This is a genomic window from Amylibacter sp. IMCC11727 (assembly GCF_029854195.1).
GTDB lineage: Bacteria > Pseudomonadota > Alphaproteobacteria > Rhodobacterales > Rhodobacteraceae > Amylibacter.
In genome coordinates, this window is sequence record NZ_CP122960.1 from 2,504,270 (window position 1) to 2,525,657 (window position 21,388).

At 52.7% G+C, this 21,388-nt stretch carries 19 protein-coding genes and 1 tRNA gene; 6 read left to right on the forward strand and 14 right to left on the reverse strand.

Going from position 1 to position 21,388, the window contains the following annotated elements; translation table 11 throughout:
- The first annotated feature begins 59 nt into the window (after nt 1-59).
- Nucleotides 60-1,037, forward strand: a complete 978-nt coding sequence (speB, locus tag QBD29_RS12690) for an agmatinase (protein WP_280098461.1) — start codon at nt 60-62, stop codon at nt 1,035-1,037.
- A 101-nt stretch (nt 1,038-1,138) separates the two neighbouring features.
- The gene (locus QBD29_RS12695; RefSeq protein WP_280098462.1) at nt 1,139-3,022 is read left to right on the forward strand and encodes an SLC13 family permease; all 1,884 of its coding nucleotides are present in this window, start codon (nt 1,139-1,141) and stop codon (nt 3,020-3,022) included.
- Nucleotides 3,023-3,062: 40 nt separating this feature from the next.
- Here the strand turns inward: QBD29_RS12695 and QBD29_RS12700 are convergent, their stop codons facing one another.
- From QBD29_RS12700 to QBD29_RS12730, 7 genes are all read right to left on the reverse strand, one after another.
- A complete protein-coding gene (locus QBD29_RS12700) occupies nt 3,063-4,586 on the reverse strand; it encodes an AAA family ATPase (RefSeq protein WP_280098463.1) in 1,524 nt (507 codons plus the stop codon).
- A gap of 66 nt (nt 4,587-4,652) precedes the next feature.
- Nucleotides 4,653-5,300, reverse strand: coding sequence for an acyl-homoserine-lactone synthase (locus tag QBD29_RS12705; protein ID WP_280098464.1), 648 nt, complete (start codon nt 5,298-5,300; stop codon nt 4,653-4,655).
- A 179-nt stretch (nt 5,301-5,479) separates the two neighbouring features.
- Nucleotides 5,480-6,160, reverse strand: coding sequence for an autoinducer binding domain-containing protein (locus tag QBD29_RS12710; RefSeq protein WP_280098465.1), 681 nt, complete (start codon nt 6,158-6,160; stop codon nt 5,480-5,482).
- Nucleotides 6,147-6,350, reverse strand: a complete 204-nt coding sequence (locus tag QBD29_RS12715) for a hypothetical protein (RefSeq protein ID WP_280098466.1) — start codon at nt 6,348-6,350, stop codon at nt 6,147-6,149. Before QBD29_RS12715 ends, QBD29_RS12710 begins: the two co-directional genes overlap by 14 nt.
- A 220-nt stretch (nt 6,351-6,570) precedes the next feature.
- Nucleotides 6,571-7,851 carry a crotonyl-CoA carboxylase/reductase gene (gene ccrA, locus QBD29_RS12720; protein WP_280098467.1) on the reverse strand — a complete coding sequence of 427 codons (1,281 nt, stop codon included), beginning with the start codon at nt 7,849-7,851 and terminating at the stop codon, nt 6,571-6,573.
- A 214-nt stretch (nt 7,852-8,065) separates the two neighbouring features.
- Nucleotides 8,066-8,983 carry a manganese-dependent inorganic pyrophosphatase gene (locus tag QBD29_RS12725; RefSeq protein WP_280098468.1) on the reverse strand — a complete coding sequence of 306 codons (918 nt, stop codon included), beginning with the start codon at nt 8,981-8,983 and terminating at the stop codon, nt 8,066-8,068.
- A 95-nt stretch (nt 8,984-9,078) separates the two neighbouring features.
- Nucleotides 9,079-10,458, reverse strand: coding sequence for a 1-acyl-sn-glycerol-3-phosphate acyltransferase (locus QBD29_RS12730; protein ID WP_280098469.1), 1,380 nt, complete (start codon nt 10,456-10,458; stop codon nt 9,079-9,081).
- A gap of 141 nt (nt 10,459-10,599) precedes the next feature.
- On the opposite strand from QBD29_RS12730, the gene QBD29_RS12735 reads away from it, so the two are divergent.
- Nucleotides 10,600-12,564, forward strand: a complete 1,965-nt coding sequence (locus QBD29_RS12735) for a methylmalonyl-CoA mutase family protein (protein WP_280098470.1) — start codon at nt 10,600-10,602, stop codon at nt 12,562-12,564.
- Nucleotides 12,565-12,569: 5 nt separating this feature from the next.
- Here the strand turns inward: QBD29_RS12735 and QBD29_RS12740 are convergent, their stop codons facing one another.
- From QBD29_RS12740 to QBD29_RS12750, 3 genes are read right to left on the reverse strand one after another with little or no spacing between them, the layout of a single operon-like run.
- Entirely contained in the window at nt 12,570-13,520 is a 951-nt protein-coding gene (locus tag QBD29_RS12740) for a hypothetical protein (RefSeq protein ID WP_280098471.1), read from the reverse strand.
- Nucleotides 13,521-13,563: 43 nt separating this feature from the next.
- Complete coding sequence (locus QBD29_RS12745) at nt 13,564-14,424, reverse strand: DUF1989 domain-containing protein (RefSeq protein ID WP_280098472.1); 861 nt, start codon at nt 14,422-14,424, stop codon at nt 13,564-13,566.
- A 46-nt stretch (nt 14,425-14,470) separates the two neighbouring features.
- Nucleotides 14,471-14,659, reverse strand: coding sequence for a DUF6324 family protein (locus QBD29_RS12750; protein ID WP_280098473.1), 189 nt, complete (start codon nt 14,657-14,659; stop codon nt 14,471-14,473).
- A gap of 105 nt (nt 14,660-14,764) precedes the next feature.
- Between QBD29_RS12750 and QBD29_RS12755 the strand changes: the two genes are divergently transcribed.
- A tRNA-His gene (locus tag QBD29_RS12755) sits at nt 14,765-14,841 on the forward strand.
- A gap of 857 nt (nt 14,842-15,698) precedes the next feature.
- Here the strand turns inward: QBD29_RS12755 and QBD29_RS12760 are convergent.
- From QBD29_RS12760 to QBD29_RS12770, 3 genes are all read right to left on the reverse strand, one after another.
- On the reverse strand, nt 15,699-16,748 hold the full coding sequence (locus QBD29_RS12760) for a GGDEF domain-containing protein (RefSeq protein WP_280098474.1): 1,050 nt from the start codon (nt 16,746-16,748) through the stop codon (nt 15,699-15,701).
- The gene (locus QBD29_RS12765) at nt 16,745-17,338 is read right to left on the reverse strand and encodes a heme NO-binding domain-containing protein (RefSeq protein WP_280098475.1); all 594 of its coding nucleotides are present in this window, start codon (nt 17,336-17,338) and stop codon (nt 16,745-16,747) included. Before QBD29_RS12765 ends, QBD29_RS12760 begins: the two co-directional genes overlap by 4 nt.
- 106 nt (nt 17,339-17,444) lie before the next feature.
- Nucleotides 17,445-18,989 carry a trimethylamine methyltransferase family protein gene (locus QBD29_RS12770; protein WP_280098476.1) on the reverse strand — a complete coding sequence of 515 codons (1,545 nt, stop codon included), beginning with the start codon at nt 18,987-18,989 and terminating at the stop codon, nt 17,445-17,447.
- A 153-nt stretch (nt 18,990-19,142) separates the two neighbouring features.
- On the opposite strand from QBD29_RS12770, the gene QBD29_RS12775 reads away from it, so the two are divergent.
- Nucleotides 19,143-20,138: a GlxA family transcriptional regulator gene (locus QBD29_RS12775; protein WP_280098477.1), complete on the forward strand. Its 996-nt coding sequence runs from the start codon at nt 19,143-19,145 to the stop codon at nt 20,136-20,138.
- Between the two features lie 2 nt (nt 20,139-20,140).
- Here the strand turns inward: QBD29_RS12775 and QBD29_RS12780 are convergent, their stop codons facing one another.
- Nucleotides 20,141-20,827 (reverse strand): HAD family hydrolase, encoded by a 687-nt coding sequence (locus QBD29_RS12780; RefSeq protein ID WP_280098478.1) that lies wholly within the window; start codon nt 20,825-20,827, stop codon nt 20,141-20,143.
- A gap of 109 nt (nt 20,828-20,936) precedes the next feature.
- On the opposite strand from QBD29_RS12780, the gene QBD29_RS12785 reads away from it, so the two are divergent.
- Nucleotides 20,937-21,386, forward strand: a complete 450-nt coding sequence (locus tag QBD29_RS12785) for a MarR family transcriptional regulator (protein WP_280098479.1) — start codon at nt 20,937-20,939, stop codon at nt 21,384-21,386.
- The last annotated feature ends 2 nt before the right edge of the window (nt 21,387-21,388 follow it).

The following is a 21,388-nucleotide window of genomic DNA, read 5'->3' on the forward strand; positions in this document are numbered from 1 at the left end:
GGTCTAGCGCCTTGGGCCAACCCATGCAAACCTAGCGCAAACATTAAATGGACGGTCCTATGCCAAAATCTCCTGATCCTTTTTTTCAACCTGTCTCTGCCATCGAATCCCCGCGTTTTGCAGGTGTGCCGACGTTCATGCGTCTGCCCCACCTTACGCCAGACCATGACCGATACGCAGACGTGGAAATCGGCCTGATCGGTGTGCCGTGGGACAGCGGCACAACCAACCGTCCAGGGCCACGGCACGGCCCACGCCAATTGCGCGACTATTCCACTATGATCCGCGCTATGAACCCCGTGAATGGCATCAATCCATTTGCGCTGACCAACTGCGCCGATCTTGGCGATGTGGGCGCGAACCCGTCCGATATCCAAGACGCGATGCGTCAAATCACCGAATTTTATTCGGCCATTACGGGCGCAGGTATCATCCCAATGACCGCTGGCGGTGATCATCTTGTTTCCTTGCCTGTGTTGCGTGGCCTTGCGCAAAATGGCCCGCTTGGCATGATCCATTTTGACGCCCACACAGACCTGTTTGATACGTATTTTGGTGGGTTCAAATACACCCACGGCACCCCGTTTCGCCGCGCCATCGAAGAACGGCTGCTTGATCCAAAACGTGTTGTTCAAATTGGCATTCGCGGTACAGCTTATAACACCGAAGACATCGATTGGGGGCTGGAACAAGGGGTCACAATCATCCGCATTGAAGAGCTGTTTGACCGTGGCATTCCCGATGTAATGGCCCAAGCGCGGGACATTGCTGGCACACAGCCGACCTATTGTTCTTTTGATATCGATGTGATCGACCCAGCCTTTGCACCTGGCACGGGAACACCTGAAATTGGCGGCGTAACCAGCTTCCAAGCCCAGCAATTGGTACGCGAACTTTCTGGCGTGAACCTTGTGGGCGCTGATCTGGTCGAAGTCTCCCCACCGTTCGACCCATCAGGTGGCACTGGCTGGCTCGGAGTCTCAATAATGTTCGAACTGATGTGTATGCTGGCTCAAGCCCATAAAAATCGCGTGTAAGACCAGATAAACCGCAGAAATTTACCAATCTGGCTGGTTGCCGCAGGGGCATTGCAGGCGTATACCCGCGCTCAAACACCAATTTTGCAGAGGCCGCCCCCGTGGACCCAATTACCCTATCAACCGAAATGATCGTGGTTCTGGCGCTGTTGGGCTTTACGGTTTTTCTGTTTGTCTCTGAAATTGTCCGCGTCGATCTGGCTGCCATTATCGTGATGGTGCTGCTTGGTGGACTCAGCTATCTTCCTGGGCTTGGCGGATTGGCTGATATCAATCATCTGTTTGATGGATTTGCGTCCAACGCCGTTATTTCCATCATCGCCGTTATGATCATCGGAGCAGGCCTTGATAAAACGGGCCTGATGTCAAAGGTGGCAGCGACCATTCTGAAATATGGCGGCACCACCGAAGGGCGGATCATTCCGATCATTTCGGGCACGGTTGGCGTGATTTCCAGCTTTATGCAAAATGTGGGCGCGGCAGCCTTGTTCCTGCCCGTGGTTTCACGCATTTCATCGCGCACCAACATTGGCCTTTCGCGTTTGCTCATGCCCATGGGCTTTTGTGCCATCTTGGGCGGCACTATGACCATGGTTGGCTCATCACCACTGATCCTGTTGAACGACCTCATTATAGCAACCAATGCGGATTTACCTGCGGACCAACAGATGCAAACCTTTGGGCTGTTTTCTGTTACCCCAGTTGGCATTGCGCTGGTCATCACGGGTATTCTTTACTTCATGATTTTTGGCCGCTGGGTGCTGCCTGGTGCTTCCGCAAAAAATGACGCGGCCTCTGGTCAGTCCATGAACGAATACCTCAAGCGGCTCTATGGCCTGAAGGCCGATATTGTCGAGGTCGAAGTACCCGAAGGAAACATCCTGCTCGGCCAATCATTTTCTGATCTGATGGATGTGCATCACATCTATATCATCGGCTCTTATTTCAAAGGTCAGCGCTGGATTTCCCCCGTTGTTGACACCGAAATCACCACCCCATGTCGCCTTGCAATTTTGGGCCGTAAAAAGGTGATCGAGGAAATGGCCGATATTTATGGCCTCAACATCCTCCCCGAACTTGACATCTTTGCCGAAGAATTCGCCCCTACCAAATCAGGCGTTGCCGAGATTGTTATCCCGCCAGACAGCGAAATCATTGGCAAAACCGCCCAAGAACGTGCCTTGCGCAAAACCTACGGCATGTCGATGTTGGCGATCCACCGTGGCGAGGAAACCCTCAGCCACGTAGAAACCGACGACCACGAAGCAACCCGCATTGGCCGCGTGCCGTTTCGGGCGGGCGATACTTTGGTTGTGCATGTGCAGTGGGAAAACCTGACCCGCGTGAACCGTGACAAAGACTTTGTCGTGGTCACATCAGACTTCCCCCAAGAAGAACTACGTCCGCAAAAAGTCTCATGGGCGCTTTTGTTCTTTTCCATCGCAGTGGGCATGATCCTGTTTACAGATGTTCGATTGTCTTTGTGCCTGCTGACAGGGGCTGCTGGGATGATCGTGACCAAAGTACTCGACATCGATGAAGCCTATCGCGCCGTTGGCTGGAACACCGTCTTTTTGCTGGCCTCGCTGATCCCGCTTGGCCAAGCAGTGCAAAGCACGGGCACCGCAGAATGGATCGCCCAAGGCATCTTGTCTGTACTTGATGGCTGGCCAATTTGGGCTTTGCAGGCGGGCGTTGCCATCCTTGCCACCATCTTCACGTTGGTCATGTCAAACGTGGGAGCAACGGTTCTTCTAGTTCCACTTGCCGTGTCCATCGCAATTGCGGCGGGGGGCGACCCTGCCATCTTCGCCATGACTGTCGCGATTTCCACGTCTAACTCGTTCCTGATTCCCACCCACCAAGTGAACGCGCTGATCATGGGCCCTGCGGGGTACCGCGTGATCGACTTTGTACGCACGGGCGGTATCATGACGATTCTGTTTTTGATCGTTTCAATGTTCATGATGAACGTGGTGTTTTAAAAAGCTTTGCCTTTTTGGCGCTTCCCCAAAAGACGAACGACTACTCTGCGTCGGACGATTGCACTGCCAACTCTAGCACAGGGGCTGGAACAGCCTTTAGATCACTGATCCCCAACGGCTCTGTTGGTTTGGCTAGCATATAGCGCGTGACCCACAACAACCGCTGCTCTGCCCGCGTAATCGCCACATAGGCCAGTCGTTTCCACAATGCGATCCCTGCCTCTGTGCGCCCTGCGCGGCTTGCGGCGTAAATGTCGGGCGCAAACACCTGAACATCACGCCATTGGGACCCTTGCGCCTTGTGAATGGTACAGGCGGCCCCATGCACGAACGCCGCCCCCATCCGTGCGGCGGACGGGATAAACGGTTCTTCTTCATCAGGCATTTCGATCTTGATAATCGTCGCGGCCGATACTTGCGGGTCCTCGGCCCCCACCACATGCAGACGTGAAAATCCGGGTTTGCGCCCTTCGTCCAGATAAACTGCCTGCGCCCCTTTGATCAGGCCACGGGCCTCCAGATCAATGCGCTTTTTGCGATGCTTCATGGGCAATTCAATCCCGTCGCAAATCAACGGTTCCCCAGGCAAAAGCATTTCCGCAGGCGCGCCAAAGGCATTGCGAAACGCATGTATTAACCTGATCCGCGTTGCATTGCGCCACACCAAAACAGGAGACCGCGCCATCGCCGCCGCATCTACGCGCGGGGCCACAACCACGCGATCATCCCGTTGCGCTGCTTCCTCGATCATCTTTTCAAACTGATGAAATTCCAATTGCGGGTCAGACAGTGCATGAGCCAGATCAAGGATCGGATTGTCATCGGCCTGCCTGTGAACGCGGCTTAAAACCAATTTGCGCGGCTCTGGCAATCCGTCAAATGCCATTGATCCTGACTGCCCAACAGGGGCCAATTGCGCAGGATCGCCAAACAGGATCAGGGTGGAAAAAATCTCCTGCAAATCCTCAAGCTGTTTGTCGTCGAGCATCGAAGCTTCGTCCACAAACCCCACATCCAAGGGCTCTTCGCGGCGTTTCCACCCAATAATGAAATCCGATCCCCGCAAGCCCGCAACCGCCAACGCGCCTGGCACGGATTTATTTGTTTGAAAGAACAGAAATGCCCGCTCCAGCGCCGCATCTGTCAGCCCTTCAATCTCTGGTTTTTCGGCATTTCCTGCCAACCATTCCGCAATTTTTTCATACTCGGGATCATACATCGGCGTGTACAAAATGCGATGAATGGTGGTCGCCGCCACACCACGATTGCGCAGCACCGATGCCGCTTTGTTGGTAGGCGCCAAGATGGCCAAGGTGCGGCGGTCTTTGCGCGCCTTACCTTCGTAATCGCCGCTTATGGTATCTACACCCGCCTCTGTCAGCGCCTCGCCCAGCTTCGCCAACAACATGGTTTTGCCTGAACCCGCCTTGCCCAAAACCGCCAAAGTCTGCTGTTTAGCTGTGGTTTCAGGACGCAACAGCGCATCATCCAGATCAATACCCGCCGCCTTCAGAACATCCGCAACGGTATCATAAGCACTGGCTTGATCTTGAGAGAATTTCATAAGGCGCAATCCAGAACTGAGGTTTGCTCAATCATACCCCAGCCCAGCACAAAGCTGAATGCTAAATTAGCCCGTTTGTGACGCCTTCCTCGTTTGGCGTGGCATCCCAAAGGCATGATCAATCCACAATGCGGACAGATCAGGGGACACACCCGCCTTCGCACACAGAGCCAACCGCGTGTCTTCAGAAAATTCCCACAACCCCACCGAAATTTGCGCCCCCTGCGTGCCACTTGTTCCCATAATCTCGGGCGACCAGCCCAAAGATCGGTAAATACGCACCATTCGCCGATCAAACACCCCAACCGCGTGCTTTAGCCCGAACGTGAGTCCAATTTCGCACCCCCCAAGCATCACCGCCGCTGATGCGCGAACCGCATCATCATCCACACGCGGAGATAAACAAAACCGCGTGCTTTCCCAGATCAGCGGACTTTTGATATCACCCCCCGTGATGTCGCGGAAATGATCATTCACCATGCAATTTCCCGTGGTGGGCAACGCGCGCATCGATCCGCCATGCCGCCCGTCAGGCATTTGCCAAATCACGTAAAGCGGGTTCATATCATCGTACTCGTCCCGCTCCTCTCCATACGCGTCCACCGTCACGTCCCAGCCCAAACGATCGGCAAATTGCACCGCGCGATCTTGAAACATCGAGTTCTTTAATTGGGGTTTCATCGCCAATTCATCGGCATAAAGATAATGCAGCATAGGCCCAGCTCCGCACGCAATCGGACCGCAGATCACCGCGCGATTGGGCGGTTCATCATTTCTACGATCTGGTTTCAGATGTATTGCGCAGACCCTTGCGATGAGAGAGTTAACAAAACATCGCCGTGCGCTGGGGTTGGGATTTGTTAGGGTATTTCCAAAGGGGCCAAGGTCATATTCTAAAGATGAATAAGCCCTTGAGACAACGCCTTAGCCACTGCATGTGTGGTGTTGGCAGCCCCCAGCTTAAACCGCGCGCTTTCAATATACACACGCAACGTATGTTCTGAAATTTGCAAGAATTCTGCCGCACGGGATCGGTTCATGCCCATGCCAAGCAATCGCAACGTATCTGTTTCGCGCGGGGACAGCGATACATATTCCATGTCCGTATCAAAGTTTTCAATGGATCGAACCGCAGCATGTAAATAATGCCCAATCAGCAATAAATCGGACATCCAATGGGACAGAAATTTTGCCCATTCTTCGTCCGAACAGGAATGACTCAGCGAAAACAACGAAAACTCCCCATGCGGGCCACGGATGGGAACCGAAACACCTTGATTGCCTACCCCCCCATCCAATGCCTCTAGGAAAAAACGTCTGGCTGGCTTTTTCTCCCAAGACAGGGATTTCCAGCTGTAAGGGGTAAATCGCTGAAACGCGCTCAACACGACGGGGTCAATGCGATACAACTCCTCGGTTTCATAGTGTTCTGCCCAAGCTTCGTCATAGGTGGCCAGCGCATAGGGATCCCCATCACTGTTCACCGAATGATAGATGACGTGGTTTACCTGAAAAATATCTCTTAGACCTGCAACAACTTGGTTGAGTTCGACCAGCGTTTTACAATGTTCCACGCGCTCTAGGAACGCTTCTAGGTGACTCGGCATTTTGCTCCGCTGCGACGCGATCAGGCGTCTTTTTAACCAACTCGGTCACCGCGATGTGGATGGTGTCGTCTAACTGCTCCGCCAGCTCTGTCAGCTGATTGCGTATCGCGAATTTTCGCAGGTCTTGTAGAACGTCAATCATCCATTCTTGGGACATGAAAATCCTCGTTTACAATAGTTAACAGAACGTTAACACAACTATGACAAGAAAAGGTTAACACCAACACCCCGCAGCTGCATACTAGCCTTTTTTGGCGGGACGTTTCGATTTAATTAACTGATTTTAAAATGATTTACTAAAATCAATCGTGCCAAATCGGCAAAAATTAACCCGCGCAAGGTGAACCAGACGCGGGTTAACACAATCTCAGAAAAGTTTAGAACTTTGCTTTACTCGCCTTTAAGGTATCCTCAAAGGTGGTCAGGCCGGTTTCCGTCGCACTCACCAAAACAGACATGTTGCCAGGCTTGTGCTCATTGCGCAGCATTTTCAAATGCGCCTCTGGGATGTCGTTCCAATCGAACACTTCGGACATACACGGATCCAGACGCTCTTCCATCATCAACTGGTTCGCTGCCATGGCTTGTTTCAGATGCGCAAAGTGGGAACCTTGAACACGTTTTTGGTGCATCCACAAATACCGCGCATCCAATGTCAGATTGAACCCAGACGTCCCAGCGCAGATCACAACCATGCCGCCCTTTTTCACCACAAATGTGGACACAGGGATCGTCGCTTCGCCTGGGTGTTCAAACACCATGTCGACATTGTTGCCTTTGCCGGTGATGTCCCAAATGGCTTTGCCAAACTTGCGTACTTCGCCGAACCACTCTTTGTATTCGTCTGTGTTTACAGTCGGCATTTGACCCCAACAGTTGAAATCTTTGCGGTTCAAAACGCCTTTGGCACCCAGTCCCATTACGAATTCACGCTTGCTTTCATCTGAAATCACGCCAATGGCGTGCGCCCCAGCCTGTTTGGCCAATTGGATCGCATAGGATCCCAAACCACCAGACGCCCCCCAAACCAGTACGGTCTGACCAGGTTTCAAATCATGTGGCATGTGACCAAACAACATGCGGTACGCAGTTGCCAATGTCAGTGTGTAACAAGCTGCTTCTTCCCATGTTAGGTGCTTTGGACGCGGCATCAATTGCTGCGCTTGCACGGTTGTGAACTGTGCAAAAGACCCGTCTGGCGTTTCATACCCCCAAATACGCTGGCTCGGAGAGTGCATCGGATCGCCGCCGTTACAATGCTCGTCATCCCCATCGTCTTGGTTACAGTGGATCACAACTTCGTCGCCGACTTTCCAGTTTTTAACCTTGTCACCCACGGCCCAGACGATACCAGACGCATCAGAACCCGCGATGTGGTAAGGAGCTTTGTGAACGTCAAACGGGCTGATCGGCACGCCGAGCCCTGCCCATACACCGTTGTAGTTCACACCAGCGGCCATGATGAACACCAGCACTTCGTTGCTGTCTGGCTTGACCACATCAACAACTTCTACTTCGAACGCTTTGTCAGGCTCGCCGTGACGTTCGCGGCGGATGGTCCACGCGTACATCTGCTCAGGCACATGGCCCATTGGGGGGATTTCACCAACCTCATAGAGGTCCTTTTGGGGCGCTTCGTAACCAGCATCAAGGGCCATGGTCTGTCTCCTGCTTTGTCAAAATCATGGCCGTATGAATCACCCAAACGACCCGTTCGCACGATCAATGCCGCGACGCAGCAAAAAGCGCAAGAGCAATAATGTAATAAAATGCAATCTTTGTACGTAATTTAATTGCGTGGTGAATTTTCGACACTTTTAACGCAAAAAACGCGCCACAAGGGCGCGTTTCCTGAAGAACATGTGCCGAATTTTAAACGGCGAGGTTTGGAATGATCTGCTTTTTGCGGCTCACCACACCTGGCAACACAACCGTATCCCCCGTCGCATCTGCACCGAATGACTTTGATGCCACTGTTTTCACCAGATCATTTGGAACCAACAGCGTGCTTTCTTCGTTCAGAATATCCACAACAAACAGCAGAAGCTGATCAACGCCATCTTCTGATGCTACTGTTGTCATAGTGTCCATCAGGCTTGCCTTGCGGTCCAAAACCGTGGACGGAGACGTGGTTTCCAGTACGGACACGCGGAAATTTGTGCCCGCCACTTCGTATTTCTTTGAATCCATCCGCAGCAGTTCTGCATCAGAAAACGCAGATACATCAGATTTTGCCGCAAACATCTCCGCCGCATAGTCTGGGATATCAATGCCCAACTCGTCCGCCAGCGCCTTGGCCCATGCCACATCCGTGTCCGTTGTCGTCGGTGAACGGAACTCCAATGTGTCAGACAGGATACAAGACAACATAACACCTTTGATCGCATCAGGTGCCTTGGCCAAATCATCGCCCATCAGATCAGCCATGATCGTCGCCGTACACGCCAAAGGACGCACGGTGATATTGATCGGACCTTTTGTTTTGATCCCGCCAACCAACAGATGGTGGTCAATGATTTCAATAATGTTTGCATCGTTAATAGATGCAGGCAATTCCGCTGGATTGTTTGTGTCCACAATTACTACATCATCGCCTTCGGCCACATCTGCAATAATTTCTGGCTGATCAAACCCCCAACGGTTCAGCACAAACGCTGCTTCAGTGTTTGGCGTGCCAAGCAGCTTGGGCGCTGCCGCTGTGCCTTTGATTTCAGTCAGATACCATGCCCATACGATGGCGGAACCTGTTGCGTCTGTATCGGGGGCCATATGGCCAAAAACTTGGATCATTTTCGTCTTTTCCATGCGATTTGCGTCTGTTCGCGGCGCTTATACCCACGCCTGTGCCCTCTGTCACTAGGGTACGGCGCAATGCTGCGTCCCGCTCAGCGCAAATGTGCGATGGCGTTTGCGTAATATCGGATCAGGTCTTCTTCTTGGGGTTTGAAATGATAAAGCCCGTCTTTCAGTTCTAATGCGCGGCGCAGCACCAACATACGCAGACCCACCTCAACCGCATAATCCAGATTTCGGCGCGGAATGTGCATATAGGCACCATTGGCCTGCAACCGCTCCAATTCTTCGCGTGCAAGGGTTTGCACCTGTTCTTGGCTCAGCGGTGCTTGATCCCCGTCCAGCAGCACCGTCGAAATCAGCGAAACAGGCAGGATCGGCACAACCTGCCCCACCTGCCGCATCAATTCTTTACCCAATTCCCCCGTCATGCGTTCGTGGGACATCTCTGCCTTATCGGCCACAAAATCTTTCAGCGACATCGGCACGCCAAAGCTCACGCTCGCATACCCAAATTTATAGAACCGACGAATGAGGCGCAGCCACATATGACGCGTGATAAAGTGCAAAAAGACCCAAATCTTAAAGAAAACTCCAGTCTTCTCCCCCCGATGCGCCGCGAGCAGTACACGGTCTTCCAGCACACGATCATAATTCACACCCACAGGCACAAACAGCACATCACGTTCTTGGGCCGCATCAAAATCCGATACAATGTAATTCAGCAGCCCCAGTTTAGCGGGCTTCAACGCCCCATCGCGCGACAGTCCGCCTTCCGGGAAGACGGCCTGCGTCACACCCGCCGCCGTTGCCATTTGCACGTACCGCGCCAAGACCCGACGATAAAGCGCGTTGCGCGACTTACGGCGGATGAAATAGGCCCCTGTGGATCGGATAAACTGTTTAAACGGCCAAACCCGCGCCCATTCGCCCACCGCATAGGACAACGCGGAACGCGATGCGGCTAGAAACGTCACGATCACATAATCCATGTTTGATCGATGGTTCATTACAAACACCACCGTCGCATCCTTATCCATGTTTTGCAGCGCGTTTTCGTCCACATACCCCAAACGCACACGGTAAAGGGCTCGGCTCAACCAGCGGGCAAAGGTGATCCCCGCCCCAAAATAGGCAAATGCCGAAAACGAAGGCACAATTTCCCGCGCATATCGCATGGCCATATCAGCCGCCACGCTATAGGGCACGCCTTCTTCCGTGGAATGTTCAATCACCGCTTCCAAAACAGCAGGATCATGGGCCAATCGATCAATCATCACTTGCCGTTTGGTCAATTTAAACGGTTGGATTTGCAATTGTAGACGGTCATTCAGCCGATTGATGGCCCGATTGAAGCGGCGGCGCAGATACCAGCGCACGGATGGCATCAAAATACGGTCCAACAGGCCCGCAAAGGCCAACAAGCCAGCAACCCAGACCACCCATACCGGAATTTCGACTGTTTCAAACATTCAGACGGTGGTACGCCACTTTGAAGCTAAGGGCCAGTCTGAATAATCCCGCATTGATTGCGCACGAATGTTATTCTGACGGTTGCATTCGGGTAATAATCTAACTTATGCTGCGGCGCAGCACGAATATGGAGTCGCGAAATGTCTAATACCCCTGCCCGCCCTTGGTTGATCCGCACCTACGCTGGCCACTCCACCGCCAAAGACAGCAACGCGCTTTACCGCACAAATCTGTCAAAGGGGCAAACAGGCCTGTCCGTCGCGTTCGACTTGCCAACGCAAACGGGATACGATTCTGATCACGAACTGGCCCGCGGCGAAGTGGGAAAAGTTGGCGTTCCCGTTGCACACTTGGGCGATATGCGTGCGCTGTTTGACGAGATTCCACTGGAAAAAATGAACACTTCGATGACGATCAATGCCACCGCACCGTGGCTGCTCGCGCTCTACATCGCGGTGGCCGAAGAGCAAGGCGCGGATGTGACCAAACTCCAAGGCACAGTACAAAACGACATTATCAAAGAATATCTATCGCGCGGCACGTATGTGTGCCCGCCAAAACCATCCTTGCGCATGATCACTGATGTGGCCGCATACTGCTACACCAACGTGCCTAAATGGAACCCGATGAACATCTGTTCCTACCACTTGCAAGAAGCTGGCGCGACACCCGAGCAAGAGCTTGCCTTCGCGCTCGCAACAGCCACAGCCGTGCTTGATGATGTGCGAGGCAAAGTTCCCGCCGAAGATTTCCCAACCGTTGTTGGCCGCATCTCTTTCTTTGTGAACGCGGGCATTCGTTTTGTGACCGAGATGTGTAAAATGCGCGCCTTTGTCGATCTCTGGGATGAAATCTGCGAACACCGTTACGGCGTCACAGACCCAAAAATGCGCCGCTTCCGTTATGGCGTGCAGGTAAACTCGCTCGGCCTTACCGAACAGCAGCCAGAAAACAACGTCTACCGCATTCTCATTGAAATGCTCGCCGTGACCCTGTCAAAAAACGCCCGCGCCCGCGCGGTGCAACTGCCCGCGTGGAACGAAGCGCTCGGTCTGCCGCGCCCATGGGATCAGCAGTGGTCCATGCGCATGCAACAAATCCTCGCCTTTGAAACCGACCTTCTGGAATACGACGATCTGTTTGATGGCAACCCCGCCGTGGATCGCAAAGTCGAAGATCTAAAACAAGGCGCACGTGACGAACTGGCGCAAATCGACGGTATGGGCGGCGCAGTGGCCGCGATTGAATACATGAAAGGCCGCCTTGTTGATTCCAACTCCGCCCGTCTGGGTCGCATCGAAACAGGCGACACCACTGTGATCGGCGTAAACAAATACACCGAAGGCGAAGAAAGCCCGCTGACCACTGGCGACGACGCCATCATGGTTGTGGACACCGCCGCCGAAGCGGACCAAATCGAACGCCTGCAAGCATGGCGCGACTCTCGTGATGACGGCGCAGTCAAAGCCGCGCTTTCTGATCTGCGCAAAGCCGCGCAAGAAGGCACAAATATCATGCCCGCCTCTATCGCTGCGGCCAAAGCAGGGGCCACAACAGGCGAATGGGGCACGGCCATTCGTGGAGTCTTTGGCGAATACCGGGCCCCAACTGGTGTTGGTAAATCTGTGTCCAACCAGACCGAAGGCCTCGATCACATCCGCGATGCAGTGGACGCTGTATCCGATAAACTCGGCCGCCGCCTGAAATTTATTGTCGGCAAACCTGGGCTTGATGGCCATTCCAACGGCGCAGAACAAATCGCCGTACGCGCACGCGATTGCGGCATGGATATATCTTACGAAGGCATCCGCCTAACACCCGAGCAAATCGTCAACTCCGCCATCGAAGAACAAGCCCATGTCATCGGCCTGTCGATCCTGTCAGGCTCGCACGTTCCATTGGTCGAAGACGTTCTGAACCGCATGAAAGCGGAAGGTTTGGGCGATATTCCTTTGATCATCGGCGGCATTATCCCAGACGAAGACGCCGATCACCTGCGCGCCATCGGCGTGGCCAAAGTCTACACCCCAAAAGATTTTGAGCTGAATACCATCATGATGGATATCGTAGCGTTATTGGACCCACAGGCAGTAGCGGCAGAATAAAGCCGCTATTTACTGCTAATACTCCCGTAAACGCCCTTCTTCTCGTCGTCCATTTCGGCGGGAATGAAGAATTTGCTGCGATCTTCATAAAGCGACATGCTTTCCCCGACAAAACCGTGGCTGGAGCGATTCCCCGTATAAGTAAAGCTTAGTCGACTGGAGTTATAGCGACCATTCAACAGCAATATCGGATTATCCCCGTCACAGATATATGACCCCCATTCAAAGAACACACCGACCGCCGCCTTCACATCGCTCACGTCATAACAAGTGTTCTTCTTCACAAGCTTCGGTGAAGGCGTCGCCTTGGCAACGGCAGGCACACCGCCTGCTTTCTTCAAAGACTCCAACACCAAATCGCGAATGGCTTCTTCATCGACAGCAACAGATTGCCCAGCACCTGCAACACCAGGCTCACCTTTTTCGCCTTTTTCACCCGCAGGTCCCATCGCTCCCATTGGGCCTTCAGGGCCCATCGGCCCCACATCACCTTTAGGCCCCCTTGGACCAGTAGCACCAGCAACCCCCCGCAACTCCGCCTGATAATCCCGCGCCAAAAGCGCCGCCACAGTCGCAGGATCAATAGGAGCTGCTTTACGATCTTTTACCGCTTGCAGTTGTGCCTCTAACGCTTTGATCTTCACGGACATCGCTTCGATATCCGCCTGTTGCTGAGGATTTGTCACAACGCGGCGGGTTTCCGATAAATCATCCTGCACCCCATCAAGGGCATCATCAAACTTTTCTACGCGCGCCTGAAGATTGCGGATTGTCTCTTTCAGCGCGTCGCGTTCCCCCTCCAATGCACCCACCTTTTCACCCAAACGCTGCTCGTACTTGGTTTTTTCAACTTCTTCTGAACGATCCGCAGTCAGGGACGATCCATACACACCTGCAACGGCGGCAAGTACACCCACGCCGCCTGTCACACCCAAACTCTTCCAATCCGTTGCCATTTTAAAATCCCTCAAAGATCCCGTTCAAACTCTATGCCTGATATCAAAGCCCGTGTGTGCGCGAATACCCGTTTGGTTTTGACGGCACCCAACCGTCCAGCGCCCCATCCGCAGGCTTATAAACTTCGACCTTTAACGGATAACACGCGGCTTCGTCGCTAGAATGACCCGTGGAACAATCCCCGCCTGGGCATGCGGATAAGCCCCCCACCAAATCCATTTCCGCAAAAAATTCGATGTAATCGCCGGGTCGAACGGGGCTTGCCTTCATAAAATATTGCTTCGTATCCGGCATGAACCCAGTGGCCATGAACACGTTGCACACGTCATGCACCAACATTTCAGCATCGCGCACATCGGTATTTGTCCATTCCGCAAATGCACGGCTCAGGTTCGAATGACAGCAGTAATGGTAATCCACACCGTTCAAAATGTCGTTGGTATATGGGTCGCAGCGTGTGCCGATAACATCATGCACGGAACCACCATATTCATCCCACCCATACCAATCGAGCGTATCATAGGTAACCGTTGCCATGGGCCGAATATGCGGAATCGTGGACCACAACTGATCCCCCGTGGATACATGCGTGCCATGCAGCGCACGGGTTTTACCTGAATAGAAGCGCTCACTCAGATCATTCGCGTTCCAAAAGTTCAGATCGCCGACCTGTGATCCTTCGACACTGACAATTCGACAAAAATGTCCCGCTGGTAGGGACCAACATTTCGCATCGCGTGGCGGCACAATCACTTCGTCCACCAAAACCATGTTCTGTCTGGCCACGCGGTACAGATCCATCTGCGGCGCGGGCAAGGTATCAATGGGATAACAAACAGTGGGTTTGATGGCGCGGCGCACAGCTGCGTCACTCGGTTCGGGGGATTCTGGCGTGTTTTTCATCGCCAGAGCATGGGGTGCGCACCTGCCCCCTGTCAATCATTCTAGCTTACTTCTTGCCACCAGAAACCGTTGCGGCAGCGGCTTTAATTTCTTCGGCGATTTCCATGGCTTCCTCTGGGGAAAAATCCATTGGAATTTCCACGCCCGCCCCTTCGATGAACAGGCGCACCATACCATCCGTGGTTGGCCCGATCTGCAAATTTGCCTCGATGTCACGTTCTGTATTGATACCCATGTCACTCTCCTCAAAGATCGTGGTCGAGCTATCGGAAATTCGCAGCGTTTTCAAGACAGATCAGTCTTGCAATTCTCTTTCGGTATCGCTAAATCCCGCGTCAGTGCCGGCGTAGCTCAGTAGGTTAGAGCGCTTGATTGTGGATCAAGAGGCCCCCCGTTCGAGCCGGGGCGCTGGTACCACCCCCTCCTTTTTCAGAAAAATCACCGAATACTACGTCTTATTCAGCCGTGATTGACCTCTGCCTATGCAGTGGTGCAAATCATTTGAAATTGGGGAATGGATAGGTCAACGCGTGCCACAGCAGCGCGCGCAAACCTTGTGTGGCAGTGTTAAGAGCTTGCCAAAATAGAACGGATGGAATCCTGCAAGTTGGTATCAGCAGGCGCTTTAACGCTGCGTCCAACAACGCGCGTTGTTGGGGTCGACTGCCCAAATGCGCTTGATTCTGTTTTTTCAACGGTGTGTCTGGCTTTGGGTGAAAACTTATCCGCCAAAACAAAACGACGTTTCGGGGTTACAGGTTTTTCAATGTGCGACTGGGCCATCTTTACTCTCACAATCGTTACTCATAATGCCGTTTTTCAAAAACGCCATCGTCTTACACTTACGCGCATCAACGTGATGCAAGTCCATTTATAACAAATGATCTTGAATGGGGGAATATGCTGTCCACATTTTTGACCCAACAATAAGGCAGAACCGCCTTATTTCGCGATAACAAGACAACAATCTTCTGCATTTGAATTGAAATTAACGTGAAAATCCGAACACGAGTCTCTGAAATGCGAGTCTTGAAAACCACACATTAAGTAATTGTTTTCAAGTAATTTTTTATCAATTTCACTTCCCAACCCTACGAACCTTGCCATCAAAACCTTGCAGCCCCAGAGTCCATCAGGGGCGTCGAATTCCGATTGTTTAGCAACAAGCAACACTGCGTTCATTTTGCAAAAATGCAGCAATTTTTATTAAAAAAGGGCCCATTCCAGCAAAAATCGCACGAATTTACGGTTTTTTAATTTTCAAGAATCGTCCCCTAGCAAGGGTTTCTCTTGGCGTTTTCATGCACCAAGTCCACATCCAAATGATAAAGCCCGCGCCCCTGCTCCTTGGAAACATATAATGCGCGATCCGCATCAGATAATATTTGCTCGCTTGTGCGCTCTGACTCTTGCGCCACGATGGTCGCCCCAATACTGGCCCCGATCTTACACGCGATATCTTCAAACAGGATCGGCTCAGCCACTGCGGCGATAATTCGGTGTCCAACATCAGACAGCGATGACTTGTCCCCGTAATCAGACAAGACAATCACAAATTCATCGCCCCCAATCCGCGCCACCATATCCGTGGCTCGCGTTTGGCGCAGCAACGCACGCGCGGTTTCCTGTAACACAAAATCCCCCGCCGCATGGCCGTGGGTATCATTGACCGCTTTGAAGAAATCCAAATCAATCTGCATCACGGCGAATCCCTTGCCTTTGGATCGGCGCAGCAACCGCGCCAAATGGTTTTCCACTGCACGGCGATTGGCCAACCCTGTCAACGCATCCGTAAACGCCTGTTCCTCTGCTTGGTCACGCGCCCCTTGCAGGCGTTGGCTTTGTTCTTTGTGCTGCTGGTACAAGATCGACTGCACTTCGATCATGTAAATCATTTCAACGGTGGGATCGGCAGGTGAAAAATCATTGTTTTTCAATTCCCGCGCATGCACCACATCCATCACCCCTGCCCCGAGCGCCAAGTTCAACATCGCTCCTCCATCGGGCATCGCCGCGACCACCGCTTTCATATTGTGATGCGCCATGGGCGCAATCTGCACCACAAGCGACGCGCCCTCATGCTCCAACAATGCTTGTACTGATGTGATCCAAGATGGCCGCTTTACAACCAACAGATCAAACACAGATTGCCCAATGGCCACGCGCCCATCAAACAGTTTTAGAAACGTGCGCCCAGCGCCCGTAACCGCCCCGTCTGCGGACATGCGCACATGCAACGGCATCAAAATATCAAGCGCGCGATCCGTGATCCGTGTGTCATTGGACCCGTCATTCTGGCGCGATGGTAACGGCACAACATTCATGGTGTCACCATCACGCTGTCCGGAACAGCATCTGGCAGCCCAACGTGCATCACCGAAATGTTGAATTTATCCAGATCGACTTTGCCCTGTTGATTGGGATAATGATCCACAAGGATCAACGCCCCATAATCATCCGCCATCCCGCGTAACAGGCCCAGAAACACCGCCCCAAACCCCAGCTTTTCAAAGCGATAGTTCAGAGTGAATTCACTGTCCGAATGCACATCCAGCTGGAATTGCGGCACATCCAAATCGGGTAACGCCACTTTGGCGCGGCCTTGCACATCTTCTAAGGAATGGAGGAATTCCACAAAAGTCTCACCGCCAAAGCGCAACAATTTGCGCACCGATTGCAACCTGCTTTCTGACACAACAAATGTGCCAAAATCTTCGAGCAATTCGGACCGCGTTCGACCCAATACCTGCCGCAATGCGTTTAACAATTTATCCGTGTCATCGTCATCGTAGGTCAGCATTGGTTCGAAATTGAAACTGCTTAGCTGCGCACGGGTGCAGGCCTCTTCCCACACGTTTGTCCCGAATATTTCGCAAACATAGGCCTGTAGCCCACGATTGATCGTACCATGCATGTTTTTACCCCTCCTCAGAGTGGGTTAAGACATACGACACACCTTATTAATAATCGTGAACACGACGCCGTTTTCGAACGACAAAATATCTAAAACTTGATCGGCCTTAGAAGTCTGTTGGCGCGCCTCCCTCGGCTTTGCGCCGCTCGACGAATTCGCTCAACTCTTCGCGAATCCCCTCATCCATGGGGGGCGGAGTAAATTCATTCAGAATGTCTTTGTAAATTTTGTGGGCGCGCTCCACAGTCCAAGTTGCGCCATCCGCTTCCCAAGCTTCATAATTGCGCCAATCGCTGGCAATCGGGCTGTAAAACGCAGTTTCATACCGATCTTGCGTGTGTTGCACCCCGAAATAATGTCCCTGCGGGCCTACTTCTGCGATGGTGTCCAGCGCAATATCTTCCTCGCGCGTTTCCGTAATCACAGGCTCCATATACCGTTGGATCATCTGCAACACTTCACAATCCATGATAAACTTTTCAGGGCTCGCAATCAGCCCTCCCTCAAGCCACCCCGCCGCGTGATACACAATATTTGTACCAGACTGCACCGAAGCCCATAGACTGTTTGAAGTTTCCCACATGGCCTGCCCATCGGGCACATTTGCAGTACAAACCCCGCTGGATCGGATTGGCAGCTTATAAAACCGCCCCATTTGCCCTGTCATTTGCGTGGCCCGAATGTACTCAGGTGTCCCAAACGCAGGAGCGCCCGACTTCATATCCACATTCGATGTGAACGTCCCAATGGCCACAGGACATCCTGGGTTCACCAATTGCAACAACACAATCGCCGCTAAGCCTTCGGCAATGCTCAACGAAACTGCACCCGACATGGTCACAGGAGCCATGGCTCCCGCCAACGTGAACGGCGTCACCACAACGGGTTGGCCGCGGCGCGCCAATCGCATCGCCCCGTCGAGCATTGGGAAGTCATGCACCAAAGGCGAAACGGAATTGATATTGGTGTACATACGCGGGTTCGCATCAAATTCATCGTGGGTCAGCCCCCCCGCGATCCGCACCATCTCCATAACGTCTTCAACGCGTTCCTTACCAAGCGAATAGGCATGGACGACTTTATCCGTCAGGATCAACTTTTCTTGCAAACAATCCAAATGGCGCACGGACGCATGAACATCCGTTGGTTCCACAGGGTATCCACCCGCCAAATGGATACAGTTGAAATAACTCGTCAGCTTCATCATGTTTTTGAAGCTTTCGAAATCACCCGATTTCTTACCCGTTTCCATATCCCAATAATTGGGCGGCGAAGACACGTTCACAAACGCCAGACTGTTGCCGCCAATATGGACGGATTTTTCTGGGTTTCGCGGGATGATCGTATGTTCGGCTGGGGCCTTGGCCACCATCTCCATCACAAGATCTTCGTCAAAGAAAACGGTTTCCTCGTCGGTTTTGCACCCAGCGGCCTTTAGGATTGCAACCGCTTCGGGGTTCATCATCTTAATGCCGATTTTGGACAGGATGTGCATGGCCCCACGATGAATTGCTAAAACGCCTTCTTCATCCAACGGCTCTGTGGGACGGTCCAGATTTTTGATCGAACGCCACGGCATTTGATCAATTGCAGCACTTGATGTGCGCCGCGTATTGCCCGCGCGTCCACCGCCGCGTGTTCGTCTTGCCATTGATCTTGCTCCCTGAATTCCACGATCTTTCGGGCAGTGTTGCAGCGCCTTGTCGCTTTCAGTGTGCCATTTGCGACAAAGGGTGACGATTCCAGAAAGGATACACCTGAAACTTCATCTTAAATGGCAGGAACTTTCAAATGATGTGCGTCCATGAAAACCACTCCAGCATCCACGCGGAATAAAGCCGATCAACAAACACCGATTCGGATCGGATTTTTGCTGATTGATGGATTTTCGTCTCTGTGCATCACCTCCATGACGGGTCCATTTCGCTCTGCCAATCGCGAACTCGGGTATGACGCCTTCAGTTGGGATTTTTTATCAACGGATGACGAGCCGATCACGGCATCCGACGGCATTTCCATTCTCACCACATTGTCCAGCAAATCCGCACAGCACTTTGATTACTTTTTCACGTGCGCGGGGATGCAGTCGGACCCGCCAAACCGATCAGCCTTGAATGCAACACTGCACCGTTTTTCTCGTCACTCAGACGTGTTCGGTGCCTTGTGTATCGGGAGTTTCATGCTGGCGCGTGCAGGATTTCTGGATGGGTACGATTTTACGCTGCATTGGGAAAACCAACCCGCTTTTAGTGAAGAATTTCCCGAACTCGAAGTCTCTCCCAATCTTTACGTAATGGACCGCGACCGCTGGACAGGGTCTGGTGGGTTGTCATCGATGGATATTGCACTGCACATTATTGCAGAACGCCACGGCGCTGGCATCGCAAATGCTGTGGGCAACCAATACCAGATTGATCGTATTCGCAGCGCTTCTGTGGGCCAGAGACCATATTCGCTAAACCAATATGAAACCCTGCCAAAACCGGTGCAAACAGCAATCCACACGATGATTGCAAACATGGAAACGCCGCTCTCCATCCCAGAAATCGCTCAATCCGCCAATAAAACCGTGCGCTCACTGGAACGATTGTTTGCCAAACATCTGGCCTCTAGCCCAGCGCGGTATTACCGCACGCTCAGGCTTGAAAAAGTACGCCAATTGCTGTGGCACACAAACCTGTCCATTTTGGAAATCGCGCTGATGACGGGCTTTCCCAGCCCCTCACACCTGTCGCGGCTGTACCAAACCGAATTTGGCATTAAACCATCAGAAGACCGCAAAGACCGCGCCGCGCTTTAGGGCTATAAATGCTCCGCCACGGTTGAAATATCGGGCAGGATCACATCCGCCAAATGTTCGATATCTGCCGCCGATGCTGGCCCCGTTAGCACGCCGATGGTTTTACCCACCGCTGCCGCACGCCCCGCACCCAAATCGTGGGTACTGTCTCCCACCATGCCCACGGCGCTCATGGGCAAATCCACGGCCTGCCCAAAGGCCAACAATGGCCCCGCATCAGGTTTTGCCCCATGACCACTGTCAAATCCCGCAACAAAATCAAACAGATCAGCGATATTTTCTGCATCCAATTGCTGGCGCGCTCCCTGTTCGTAATCGTTGGTGACAATGCCCAGTTTGATACCACGGTTTTTGAGCCCTTGGAACAAACTGCGCAAATCGCACACAGGCAAAGACGGCAAAGCGTCCAAGTGTTTTACCGCCACCGCATCCACATCGGCAAAGCTCCAGTCAGGCAGTAAATCCGCCCAAGCCTGATTGATTTCCCCCGCAGATGCGCCAACCACCAGACTGCCTGCCAGAAATTCCTTAGACACAGGGTCATAGCCCACCGCCGCCGCCAATTCCTGCGCTTTTACCGCGTCCCCCCCTGACAAATCCGCTAGCACCTGATCGCACCAAACAGCCCACGTCCCACCATAGTGAAACAGCGTCCCATCTTTGTCGAAAACCAAACCCTTCAGCGCCATGTCGCACCCTTTCATGTGTTTCAAAACCCATAGCCGCGGCCGCATCCACTGTCCATTCACCTGTTATTTCAGTTTGACTCGGCGCTCAAACTGATTAACAACGTTAACTATGGATACACCTTATGATCTTCGTACAGGCCTTGGCTACCAACTGACCATCGCGGCACGCACAAACAATGCCGATTTCGAAGCCGCACTCGCGCGTCTTGGGATTACGCGTCAAATGTGGTGCGTTCTGGTTGCCGTGGGCGAGCAAAACATCACCGCCCCCTCTGCCATTGCAGATTACATCGGCATTATCCGTCCTGCGGCCTCGCGCACGTTAAAACAGATGGATCAAAAGGGGCTGTTGCATCGCAAAAACGGACAAACGGACAAACGCACAACCACTGTCGCGCTTACCGATCAGGGGCGGGATGTGCTGGATCGCTCTATGCCCATGGCGCTGGCCACGCGATCTGCCATTGATGGCGCACTTACCGCTAACGAACAACAACAGCTGTCCCAGCTTCTTGCAAAGCTCACATCTTCGCTGCAAACCACGGCCACAGGGGTCTGACC